The organism is Pseudoalteromonas denitrificans DSM 6059 (genome assembly GCF_900112265.1).
GTDB lineage: Bacteria > Pseudomonadota > Gammaproteobacteria > Enterobacterales > Alteromonadaceae > Pseudoalteromonas > Pseudoalteromonas denitrificans.
Genome location: NZ_FOLO01000001.1, coordinates 142033 through 156410 on the forward strand (window position 1 = coordinate 142033; position 14378 = coordinate 156410).

Below are 14378 nucleotides of genomic sequence, written 5' to 3' on the forward strand. Positions count from 1 at the left end.
ATAAAAAGGACGCTTAGATGATGAAATATGCTGATATGACGGGTGCCAAAAATCTGATGGCTGCTTTGTCGAACCATCAAGATTCAAATAAGGATATTGAATTTATATTATCTGCCAAAGAGAGTCAGGTCACAGATTATCGTTTATTTTATTGTCATGTTTTAGCTGTCCACCAGCAATTATTGAATGCAGGCCTACAAGCAGGTGATGAACTTGTATTAGTTACCGATGATGTTGCTTTTTTTACTGTCTTATTTTGGGCGGCACTGAGTGCTGGTATTACGCCTGTTCCTCTGGCCTTTCCTAATAGTGATTCAGCAGCTGAGAAATTACAGTCTGTGTGGGGGCAATTAGCCTCGCCTTGGCTTACATCTGATAAACCATTAGATGATGTTTTGGCGCGTTATGTTCCTGATTTTAGTCGTACTATTGCTAGTCGCATTATTCATAATATTGATTTGCACAAAACAGATCATAGTAATGAACTTGATATATATGATGCGGATCCTGATGATATTGCATTTATTCAATTCAGCTCAGGTTCAACAGGTTCACCCAAAGGTGTGGTTGTAACTCATAAAATGTTACTGGCTGATTGTGCTGGAATTGTTGCAGCTAATAATATTGACAATGCTGATAGATTTTTCAGTTGGCTGCCATTAAGTCATGACTTTGGCATCATCTATTATATGATTTTACCTGTCATTTATGGTCTGCCCTTTTGCTTGATGTCGACTAAGCTATTTGCCAGACATCCAGTATTATGGCTGGATAAAATGAATCAAACTCGGGCTACGGCTACAGGCGCACCTAATTACGCTTTTGAACATGTGATGAAGATGTTTAAACCTGAAGCTGGAAAAAATTGGGATCTGAGTTGTTTAAAGGTCGTCCTTAATGGTGCTGAGCCAATTGATTTAGCGATTTGCCAGCGATTTAATGCCTGCTTTGGTAAATATGGTTTATCACCCACAGCACTAACGCCTGCTTATGGTTTAGCTGAAGGCACTTTAGTGGTGACAACGATCCCTTTAGATGAAGAAGTCATAGGTTATAGTTTTGATCGCAATCAATTAAAAGTAGGTGATTTTGTTAAAGAAGACCCTCAAGGCAGTTACTTTGCAGATAATGGGTTTCCGCTCAATTGTGTTGATGTCAGGATCAGTGATGATACGTGTCAAGAATTTGATAATAATCGAGTCGGTTCTATTCAAATTCGCGGTGAGAGTGTAACACATGGTTACTACCGTGATCCCGATCGCATTAAACAAAGCTTAACCAGTGATGGTTGGCTTGAAACGGGAGACTTAGGTTTTTTACGCAAGGGAAGATTAATTGTTACTGGGCGCAGTAAAGATCTCATCATAGTCAACGGTGTTAATTATTACCCTCAAGATATCGAAAATATTTGTACGTTATTACCCTCCTTAGGTTTAAACAAAGTTGTTGCTTGTTCTGTTTCTTCACAAGGGAGTGAAAAATTTGCACTATTCTTATTATTTCGTCAATCATCAGCGCAATTTCTTCCATTAATTAAGGATGTTGAAGAATTACTGATCCGTGAATTAGGAATTAAACCCGACTATTGTTTACCTATTAAAAAAATTCCTAAAACGACAAGCGGTAAGCTAAGACGTTTTGACTTGGTTCGTCAATTTAATGATGGCCAATTTAATAATGTGATAAAACAGCTTCATGAGGAAAAACAGCAGTCAGATTATCATCCCCTTAAACGCGCATTATTAAATGGTGATCAGTATGCAACACTTGATGCCTTATTAAATTTGGTATTACCTTTATCTCATCAGCAAGAATTGCCTATAGATATCCCGCTAATGGAACTCGGTTTTAAGTCTGTGCATATTACAGAGGTGATGTTTAGGATTAATGATGTAATGCAACGAGATTGGCCTATAAGCTTTTTATTTGATTTTTCGACATTAAATGAAATGGCAGAAGGTTTAATTTTCTTAGTTGCAGAAGAGTTAAAGCAAGATCCAAAGCAAACTATCACAAATAGTAAAATGCATGATGCAATACAAAAAAACATTGGCATTATTGGTATTGGTTGTCAATTTCCAGGTAATGCTGATGGGGTGGATGCATTTTGGCAGTTGTTAAATCAACAAACTGAATTGGTTAATGAAGCACCACCTCAGCGTTGGCAAATTAATGCGAAAAACCTTAACTCTTATCCTGGGCTGAATAAAGGTTATTTCATTAATGATCCTTGGTTATTTGATCATCGCTTTTTTAATATTTCACCCCTTGAAGCACAAGCAATGGATCCTCAACAAAGACGGTTATTAGAGTGTAGTTGGCAAGCTTTTGAAGATGCAGGTATAGATCCTAAGCAATGGAAAAACAAAAAAGTGGGTGTTTTCTTAGGGCTTAGTAATATAGATTACGACAAAATTAATCCTCGAAGTCCAAACCCTGATGACCTTAATGGTTATGCTATAACGGGCAGTGCTGCAAGCATAGCTGCTGGACGCATTGCTTATTTTTATGGTTTTAATGGGCCGGTTATGACCATAGATACCGCATGTTCATCGTCATTAGTTGCAGTTCATCATGCCATAGGGGCATTACAGAGAGGTGAGTGTGAATTGGCTTTAGTAGGTGGCACTAACTTAATGTTGGATGAGGCAACAACGGCTGCTTTAGTGAGTATGAAAGCGTTATCACCTACGGGCCAAAGTAAGGCCTTTTCTCAAGATGCAGATGGTTATGGTCGAGGGGAAGGGTGTGCTGTTGTTGTATTAAAACGTTTGCAAGATGCGCAAAATAACAATGATAAAGTTTGGGCACTCATTAAGGGGAGCGCGATTAATCATGATGGTGCCAGTAATGGATTAACTGCTCCAAGCAGTCAAGCACAGCAAGCTTTATTACATGACGCTTTAGAAAATGCAGACTGTAAGCCACAAGAAATAGATTTTATTGAAACCCATGGAACTGGCACTCCTCTGGGCGATCCAATTGAAGTGAACGCATTAAATAAAGTTTATCAAAAACGCGAAATACCTTTAATGTTAGGCTCAGTTAAATCGAATATTGGTCACCTTGAAGCCGCAGCTGGAATCGCTGGTTTAGTTAAATCTGCACTCGCATTACATTACAGGTTATTGCCTGCCAGTTTACATGCAAAAGAATTAAATAATCATATTGATTGGCAATCAATGGCGCTTAGAGTTGCGACAAGTCATCAAATGCTTAATGCTGATATATGTCATGGTGGAGTGAGTGCTTTTGGTTTGAGCGGTACAAATAGTCATGTCATTTTAAGTTCTTATAAAAAACCGATTAAAGATGAAGATATTTTAAAAACTGACTCTGTTGATAAACAATATTTAACACTCAGTGCTCAAGATCCTGAAGCATTTAATATGCTTGTTGATAACTGGCAACATGTGATCAATGAACAAAATGAAACTCAGTTAATAAACCTTTGCATTGGAGCTTCAACTCAGCGTACTCATTTATGCTATCGCAAGCGATTGAAAGCTAATAATAAACTTGAATTACAGGCACAGCTGGAAAAAGCGAAAAATGCACGATTAAAAGCATGTAATACAGATAACCGTGTAGTTTTTGTTTTTCCTGGTCAGGGAAGTCAGTACCCCGAAATGGCGGCTGAGTTGTATCAAAAAGAGACTTATTTTAGGCAAACCATAGAGCATATGGCTCACATACTTGATCCTGTATTACCCTATGGTTTGGTACAATTATTAACATCAGATCAAGATGAAGCAGTACTCGGTAATACTGAAATTACCCAGCCATTATTAGTTGCTTTTGAAGTGGCTTTAGCTAAGTTATGGCAATATTGGGGTGTAGAGCCTACCGCGTGTATTGGTCATTCTATTGGTGAATTAGCTGCTGCTGTTATAAGTGAAAGTTTAAGCGTTGAAGCAGGTCTATTACTTGCTGCAGAGCGAGGGCGAATACTTGCATCTTTACCTAAAGGTGGTGCTATGGCTGCTGTAATGAGTGACGTGGAAACCGTTCAGCTACATATAGATAAGTTCAGTGATGGTAAGGTTTTAGCGATTGCAGCCCATAATGATCCAAATAATGTCACTTTATCTGGTAGTGAAAGCCAGTTGTTATTATGTCTTGAAAAGCTGACTGAATCAGGAATTAAAACTCGTCGTTTATCGGTATCACATGCTTTTCATAGCCCTTTTATGGCTGCGGCTGAAAGTGACTTTTCCATTGCTTTAAATAAAGTGCAATTTAAATCACCTAAATATCATATTTTATCGACTGTAACAGGTGAAAGACTTACTTCTGAACAATGGAAAAATCCTAACTATTGGATTGATCAATTAACGCACCCAGTATTATTTCATGAGGCTGTGATGGCACTTAAGGCTGATAACCGTTATCAATGTATTGAAATATCTGCCAGACCAAGCTTGATCAGCTGTGGGCGACGTTGTCAGCCTGAGGCTAATTGGATAGGCAGCTTATCATTACAGGAGCCACTAAATACGCTTAATGACAGCATGAGTCTTTTATATGAAGCTGGTATTGATTTTAATTGGCAACATTATTACCCACAAAATGCTATTTCTCGTTTATCTTTACCAAACTATCCATTTCAACCTCATAGTCATAAGCCAAAAAATCTGAATATACAGATGCAAGAATCTAAAGTATCAGAGCCTCAAAATCATGTTCAAACAATGAAGCTTCACTCGGATAATAATCGGTTAGCCAATCAAGTGTATGATCTAATAAGCAGTATTAGTGGCTTACCTGTTGAGCGGCTTGATGGAGATGCAAATTGGTTTTCGTTGGGATTAGACTCTTTAGTTATAGTGCAAATTCAGCAGGCAATCGTTAAGCGTTTTGCGATTGATATTCCTTATACCATGTTGATGGCTGAACTGGATACTGTGAATAAGTTACTGGCAAGATTAATACAGGAGATACCTGAAGTTGTAGAGGAAGTTACTCCTGAGGTTGCTAATAACATAGCGAATGTGAATACCTCTAATGAAAATACTAACAATGAATTAAATACTTTGTTTGAACAGCAAATTCAGGCTATGTCAAGCCTGTTTGAAAAGCAATTGAGCATTTTGCCTAACTCACACGTGAGTATGAATACGTCAACTAATCGTGTAGACAAACAAGAAGTCAAATTAAGCAAAGCAATCGTTAAGCCAGGTAAAGAAATTAAAGGCTTATTTCAATCAATTAAAACAGAAAAAGGGGCTGAACTCAATCTTGTGCAACAGCAGCATTTGACCTTATTAACACAGGAATATACACATCAAACAGCCGCATCAAAACAGTATGTGGCTAAACATCGCAAGCATTATGCAAATAGTCGTAGCATTATAGGTTTTAAACCTGAAACGAAAGAGTTGGCTTATCCAATTCATGTGAATAAAGCTAAAGGGGTTCAGTTATGGGATCTTGATGGTAATCAATATATTGATATTACAATGGGTTTTGGTTCTATTTTATTTGGCCATAATCCTGATTTTATTCGTGATGCTATTGCTGCTGAGCTGGATCGGGGAGCGGCAGTAGGGCCACAATCATTATTGCCTGCCAGAGTAGCACAAAAATTATGTGCTATGACGCGAACTGATAGAGCTGCTTTTTTTACGACAGGTACTGAAGCTATCATGGTCGCTGTCAGAATTGCCAGAACAGTCACTGTTCGCAAAAAAATAGTCATATTTCAAGGGGCCTTTCACGGTAGTTTTGACAGTGTACTCGCCTCTGGTTGGGTAGAAGCTGATGGACCCGTTACTGTACCGCTGACGGATGGTACAACTCAGGGCATGATTGACGATACGATTGTTTTGAAATATGGCGAACCAGACTCTCTTGAAATTATTAAGCAATATGCAGATGAAATCGCAGCGGTATTAATTGAGCCGGTGCAAAGTAGAGATCCTGCATTGCAACCTATTGAATTTGTAAAATCATTACGCAGCTTAACAAATGATAAAGACATAACCCTTATCTGTGACGATATGATAATTGGCTTTCGTTATGCGCCGGATGGGTGTCAGAGCTGGTTAGGTATAGAGCCTGATTTACTCACTTATGGCAAGGTGATAGGAGGCGGTCAACCGATTGGAGTATTAGCAGGTAAAAAGCGATTTATGGATGCCGTTGATGGTGGTAACTGGGAATATGGTGATGACTCTGTTCCTGGTACCAGAGCGGCATTTGTTGCTGGTACTTATAATAATCATCCTGTTGCTATGGCAGCAGCCGAAGCAGTATTAGATCGATTACATCAAGCAGGTCCCCAATTACAGCAACAACTCAATTTACGTACTGAAAATATGTGTCAGCAACTCAACCTCTGGTTTGAGTTATATCAGTTGCCATTTAAAATTGTGTGGTTTGGATCTTTATTTCGTTTTGAATTTGGAGATAAGGCTGAATTATTAAACTTTCATTTATTGAAAAATGGCTTGTATGTATGGGAAGGGCGTAACTGTTTTTTAGGAGAAGCCCATAATGATGAAGATATCATTCAAATTGTTGCAATAATCAAACGTAGTGTATGGGAAATGATAAGTGGTGGCTGGTTAGGGGGGAAAAGCTGTGATAATCAACTAACCAAAATGCCCTTAAGTCAAGGTCAAAAAGCCATGCGTTATATGCTTTTGGCAAAACCAGAAATGGCATCGGCTTATACTGAAATGATGATTTATAAATTTGATCATTCGTTAGATCATGATTTACTTGAGCAAGCTTGGGCTGTGTTATTGCAGCGCCATGAAGTACTTAGAGTGATCAGTCTTAATGAACACCATCAGGTAATAGCAGCATCTATTAATTCCGTGATTTCTCATTTTAGTTTGGAGAATGATGATGTTGAGCAGGCCAAAAAAGAATTACTGCAACAAGCGTATAATTTAAATACAGGTCCATTTTGGCGCTTGCAGCTAATAGATACACCTAATGGAAGTCATTTTTTGATGAGCTTTAGTCATATGATAGTTGATGGCTGGTCTATGGGTATATTAGCAATGGAGCTGGCAAAAGTTTATCAAGGTTTGTTGCAAGGCTTTAATGTTGATTTACCACATGTGATTTCGTATCGACAATTTATTGCAAAACAATGCTGGCAACAAGTAAATGACATTACAGCGGACGTAAATTACGATGCTGAAAATACCCAAGAGCCTTTATATTTAACAGGTGATGGCGCTTTATATGCGCCTCGAAGTGATATTGGATATCGCTTACAACATAAATCTTGGGATCTGTTATATGACTCTGTTAAGGCTTTTTCTAAAGAGCATGCCTGTAGTCCAGCCTCGATTTTATTAAGCGCCTGGGTTTTATTACTCAATCGAATTAGTCTGCGTGATGATATTGTTGTGGGCATACCCACAGCAGGTCACAGCGACATGGGTAGCGGTCATATGGTGGGTTATGCTTCAACAGTCAACCCACTGCTCATTGAGATTCAGCCTGAACAAACACTTAAAATTTTAGTTCACAAAACTGCAAAAGCATTATTACAAGTGCAAACAAACCCCAGCCACTTTGGTTCTTTACCTGTTACAAACTTGTTCAATATTGATAGAGGCGTAAACCTTGATTTTGGTCAGCAACCACAATGGGAACGCGTGCCAGTCAATATCGTTAAACAAGACTTGTTTTTAAATATATTGGAGTTTAATGATAAAGCGGTGATTGATTTTGATGTGAGATCTGATCTTGCTAGCAAGGCATTGGCTCATGCTTGGTTGGGTCAATATTTAAAGATAGTCAGCATTATATGCACTAATCCGGATAAAATATTAAATACGTTAGTAAGCGATATTTCTCCTGCTCAGCCCGCAGTTGTTGATCAATCAGGAATGCCATTATTTAAAAAAACCTTAATTGAATGTTTGCACTCAAATGATAAAACAAGCTTGTCATTAGAGTCATATCAAGGGGCATTAGCATTAAGAGTGCCAAATAAATCACATCGATTGGCAAGCATAACAACTCTGGCCGTAGAACTTGCTCACAAAGTGGCCTCAAAATTCCAACCTAAATATTTAATCATTGACGGTGAGTCAGTATATAAATTGATTCAAAATAAATTAGCGCCTAGCAATGCACCTGAACTAGCCTTGGCAAGGCTTTGGGCAACTGAACTTGGAATTGAATTACCGGGCGTTAATCAATCATTTATTAGTCTTGGGGGTAATAGCTTAACGGCATTAACGATTATTAATCGTATGCAAACTGAGCTTGATATTAATGTGAGCATTAATGAATTTCTCAGCAATGACAGTATTACTCAATTGCTGGCACTGTCATCAATTAAGTTTGATAGTACTGAATATTCACAATGCAACTTAATTGAGCCTAGAACAGATAAACAAGTATTATCGACCTCTAATAGCCAAAAAGGTCTACTGACTTTACAGGCAATTGAGCCTAATTCAATCGCTTATAATATTGGTTTTACTTTAAATCTCGGTAGACATATAAGCCTTGGGCAGTTAATAAACTCACTTACTTTGCTGGTGGCACGTCATCAGAGTTTAGCGTGTTATTTTGTTGATTATCAGGTTTGTACATTATGGTCTAAAAAGCTTGATGCTTTAGTAACTGAAATGGAGTTGACGACAGAAGAGCTTGCACAAACAGATGAGCAATATGAAGTTGAGCGTATTTTTTATTTAGATCAACAACTGCCTTGGCGAGTCAGATTACAACAATTACCGCAATCTAGTCGCTTAGTTATCACTATGCATCATGTCATAAGCGATGTTTGGTCTGTAGAGGTATTTACGCAAGAGTTACTGAGCTTGTTACAGGCGCAAGTTTTTAATTATCCTGCCCAGTTACCAGAACTCAAAATACAGTATTGTGATTATGTGGCTGCGATGCAGGCGCATCAATTAAAAACTGAATTTGAAAAAGGGTTATTAAGTTATGTTCATAGCCTTGAGCCTTTACCTGAAGCTGTGGATTTGGTCCCTGATAAACCTCGTCAAAATACCCGTTGTCGTGAGGGAAATAGTCAATTCAAACAATTGACCCCTGAGTTAAGCCAGAAATTATATCAATTATCAACAGAGCTAGGTCATAGTTTATATGCCATTTCCATGGCTGCAGTTGGAGCCTTGGTTAATCAACAAACGGGTGCAGAGGAAATGGTACTTGGTACTGTGAGTGCCCAGCGTAATAACCCTGAATTAGCACATCTGATTGGTTTTTTCGTAAATACCTTGGCCGTTAAATTAAAGGTTGCAGGCAATATCAGTACGATTGACTTGATTGATCACAGTGCACAGCAAATTAACCATGCTTTACAGTATTCAGATTTACCTATAGAGCAAATTATTGACAGACTAAATTTGCCTCGAATTCAAAATAGGCAGCACTTATTAGATATTGTTTTGGTGATGGATGAGCGTCAGGAGCTGAACAATATCGCCCAAAGCTTTAATGCCACTATTAAAGAGGTGCCAGTTAAATTTAACCAGTTTGATTTCACCTTATATATGAGTATGGATCCACAAGGTATTGTATTACATGCCTTATATAATACAGGCCTATATAGTGCGAGTCGTATCGATGCATTATTAGCTGCATTAGAAACTATTTTTGAAACATTTGTTAACCACTCAGATAAATCTATCAATATGGGTCATCAAGCACAAAGTAATGCACTTAGTGCTTCACAAAAACAGATTTATAACTTAACTGCCCAACAAAAACGATTATGGTTTGTTGATGCGTTTGAAAATGGTTACTTATATGAATCTGGACCAGTTTATTACAATATGCCATTACAATTGAGGTTAAATCAGCATCCCGATATAAGTTTATTGCAACAGGTATTTGATGGTTTGGTTATGCAGCAACCTTTGCTGCAATCAAATATCGTTATTGATAATACTTGCGCTGAACATGAAATGTTTTGGCATATGCATAGAGCAGGTAAGCGTTTAGTGCCTATTTATTATATAGATGAGTCCTGTGAGGCACCACTTAGTACGTTATCAAAATATAACTTCAAACCTTTTGATTTGGCTTGTGATTGTTTATTGAGATTAGCTTTAGCGACTTTGCAAGATGGTAGTGCAATTTTACAGCTGACGTGCCATCACATTATTGCTGATAAGTCGGCTCTTAGACGATTTATGCAGCAATTACTTTTAGCTTATCAGGGAGCAGTGAACGGAACAGATCAACCAATAAATACTCTTGATGAAAAGGCGTTTTTTACTGAGCTAACAAACTACAGCGCATTAAACAAACAAAGCTCAACACAACAAAATTATTGGAAAAATCAATTGCAAGGCATAACAGCATTGCAACTTCCTGAAGATATACGCCGCAAAGCAGTGCATATTTACGAAGGGGAACAAATAAACCTTTCTTTAACAGGTTTACCATCACTGGCACATACCTTGGGGTGTGATGAAAAAACACTTTCTTTGACATTGTTTCACTGTTTATTAAATCGCTATAGTCGTCAGCAAGATATCGTCACAGGAGTGGTATGTCCTTACCAAGAAAACACCTCTGGTTTGGCTGCTTTGGATAATTTAGTTGTGATAAGGAGCAAGGTTGAAGCGCAAAAGTCATTATCGGATTTTGTTAAAGAACTTGAATTTTTGCTGGCTCAAGCAAGCAATAATCGTAATGTATTGTTTGATGATCTGGTATTAGCCATTAATCCAAAAAATGATATGAGCCGTACGGCTTTATTTGATGTGCTGTATATATTTGAGGACCAATGTTTAAACGAGCAGGAAATAGGAGGGGGTAACCGTGAGATATTAAGTGCTGAAGGTTGGGGGAAGTACGATATTGTACTGGTGGTTGCAAAAAGTCATAGTGGCAGCAATCAGATATCTCTTTGTTTTAATAAGACCATTTACCAAACAAGTAGCATGAATAGTTTGCTGAATAATTTTCAAGCTTTAATTGATAATGCTGCAATGGGTTTGCAAAATAATAAGGCTGTTGAATGTGGTCAGTTATGTTTGATAACACAAGCCCAGCAGCAGGTTAAATTGAATCAATGTAATATTTCAGTTGATTATCCGATAGATGAATCTCTTGTGAGTGCATTCACAAAAACTGTAAAACAGTATCCCCAAAAAATTGCTTTAAGTGATGGTGAGCAAAAACTCACTTTTACCGAATTAGATCAACTCAGTACTGCTTTAGCTAAACACCTTAAAGTTGCAGGTGTTGGGTGTGAAACTTTAGTTGCTTTGTATATGGACAGGGGGATCACACAACCAATTTGCTTATTGGCAATTTTAAAAGCAGGAGGTGCATATCTGGTACTAGATAAAAAGCAGCCGTTAACGCGTTTGCAGCAGGTTGCCTGTGATGCAGGTGTTGATTATTTATTAACTGATAAATCTGCCGATGAGCAAGCATTATCAATCACCAATAGGCTTTTTGTTGATTCTCAATATCTAGATGAACCTAGATTAGATTCTATATGGTGTGATCTGCCAGAAGTCAATTTACCAAAAGTAAAAGCTGACCAGCTGGCGTATATGATTTACACCTCCGGGTCGACAGGTATCCCTAAAGGGGTGCAGATAGAACATAAAAATGTCATACAGTTAATTCTTAATGAGCAAATGCCTCTGGAGTTTAGCGCTCAAGATAATTGGTCATTATTTCATTCATGTGCTTTTGATTTTTCTGTCTGGGAGATCTTTACTCCGTGGCTAACGGGTGGAAAGGTTCAAAATGTGCCTTTAGATATTGCTGTAGACAGTGCTCAATTTTTGAATTTGATACTGACTCAACAAATAACAATATTGAACCAGACACCAGGTGCATTTTATGCGTTATTAAAGCAATTAGAGGATAGGCAGTGGCCTGAATTACCACTACGCATGGTGATTTTTGGTGGTGAGGCGTTACAACCTAGTCGGTTAAGTGCATTTATTGAGCATTATCCAGAAGTGAAATTGGTCAATATGTATGGTATTACAGAAACAACCGTACATGTTACCTATCATATTTTAAGCCCAGCCGATTGTGAGGTAGGACTTAGTAATATTGGTAAACCACTACCAGGTTATCAGGTTTTATTGGTTGATGAACAATTAAAGCCTTGTCCTGTGGGCGTGCCTGGAGAAATGCTTATTAGTGGTTCAGGTGTAAGTCGAGGTTACTTTAATCGACCTGAATTGAATAAGCAGGCTTTTATTGCCTTAGATGGCATTAACGCAACAGTCTTTAGAAGTGGTGATTTGGCGCGATATTTACCTGATGGTAAATTAATTTATATGGGTCGCATTGATCAACAAGTGCAATTTAGAGGATTTAGAATTGAGTTGGGTGAAATTGAACAGGTTTTATTAAAACATCCATTAATAAAAGATGTCGCCATTAAATTACACGCTAATGGTGAACAAGATGATAATAAAAATGAGTACTTGGTAGCCTGGTTAGTTTTTGAGAATGAGCAAGAGACTTTAATTTATGAGCAAATCGTGTCTTTCCTTGGGGATCGTTTACCAGAGTATATGATCCCTCAAATGTACTTTTCACTTGATAAAATACCGTTAAATACAAATGGTAAAGTGGATCGTAAATTACTGGTTGAATCATCAGATAAACGGTTATTAAGTAAATCTATCAGCAAACAGCCTGATAAAATCAATAATGAAGCGTTTTCTCATATAGAAAAAGAATTAATATCGATTTGGTGTGAAGTCATGGGCTTAGAGCAGGTTGCATCAGATGATAACTTTTTTGAAATTGGAGGTCATAGCTTAACTGCAAATAGTGCATTGTTACGTATCAAACAAAAGTTATGTGATTGCATGACTTTAAAAGACTTTTTTAGCGCGCCACATTTATCTGTTCAAGCTATGTTGATTATGACACTTAATGATAATAAAACGCGTACAAAAACAGACTGGCCAATTCTTAAGAAACAACCATTAAATACCTCCCCGTTACCTTCATTCTCTCAGCAAAGGTTATGGTTGGTACAAGCGCAAGATACTTTAGATACTTCTTATAATGTTGTGGGTATTTTTAATATTCAAACAATAAGCTCTGATAAAACAGTAATGCCAGACTTTTTAGATATTTATAAAGGGTTGTCTTATGCCTTTGAGCAAGTAATTAAAAGGCATGATGTTCTGAGAACAAACTTTTGCTTGAAAGATGGAAAGCTGCAATTGAGTATTAATTCAGGCTTAGGTGATTTTGTTTTAAATAGAATAGAACAGCTAGGTATTGATATTGAACATATGCGCCAAGAGGCACTCAATTATGCATTTGACCTTGAAAATGATTGTTTGATTCAGGCAAGCTTGATTAAAGGTGATAATAATATAAATGCATTTTTGTTAGTGAATATGCACCACATTATAAATGATGGTGCTTCGGTTACTTTATTGATGCAGGAGTTGGCTCAATTTTATAGCCATTATAGGGCAAATAAAGAAGCGCCTATTTCATTACAGCCACTTAAAGTGCAATTTCAGGATTATGCTTATTGGCAATTGCAGTTGCATACAAGTGGTGCATTAAATGCACAAATTCAGTATTGGGAAACTATGTATGCAGATGGCATACCTGTCCTTAATTTACCAAGTGATTTTCCAAGACCAGAACAAGCTGACCATAAAGGTGCAATAAAAATTGATTATCTGGGCCTTGAGCTATCTGCCCAGTTACGAGGCTTGAGCCAAGAGTTGGGAATAACACTCTTTATGCTATTGAGTTGTATTACCCAGTTGATGTTATACCGCCGCAGTGGTCAAACTGACTTTGTTGTAGGTACACCTATTGCTGGGCGTGATGATTTGGCATTGGAGCCTTTAATTGGCTTTTTTCTTAACGTATTGCCTTTAAGACTGGCCTTGCAACCACAGCAAACTTTAAAGCAGCAATTACTGCAAAATAGTCAATTAATTACTGAAACCTATGCAAATCAAAATTTAGCTTTTGATCAGCTACTAGAAGTGGTTGGTTATCAAAAACAAATAGGGCGTCATGCAATGTTTGATGTTCAATTGATATTGCAAAATAATACGCCTCTACCCACAAATTTTTCTGATATCTATTTAGAGCTACAAGAAGAGCAGAGCATTAGTGCCAAGTTTGATTTGAATATTATGTTTGGTGATCAAGCTGATATTGAGTTGCAACTGGAGTATGCAACTGCACTTTTCACTCATGAGAGTGCAACTTCAATCAATTTAGAGCTGATAGCCATTGCAAAACTGATTTTACAGCAAAGAGAGGCGCTAGAAACCATAACAGTAGAGCAGCTATTAGCGGATCTTTCTCCTGTAGAGCGCTATCAAAATATTGATGTACATAAAAAGGGTATCACAGATAATTTAAATACCAATTTAGGTGACAGTCTGATTGAGGATGAGGAGTGGTAA

1 protein-coding gene is annotated in these 14378 nt (G+C 37.6%); it reads left to right on the forward strand.

The window, feature by feature from the left end; translation table 11 throughout:
- The first annotated feature begins 17 nt into the window (after window positions 1-17).
- Complete coding sequence (locus tag BM088_RS00560; RefSeq protein ID WP_091978778.1) at window positions 18-14378, forward strand: hybrid non-ribosomal peptide synthetase/type I polyketide synthase; 14361 nt, start codon at window positions 18-20, stop codon at window positions 14376-14378.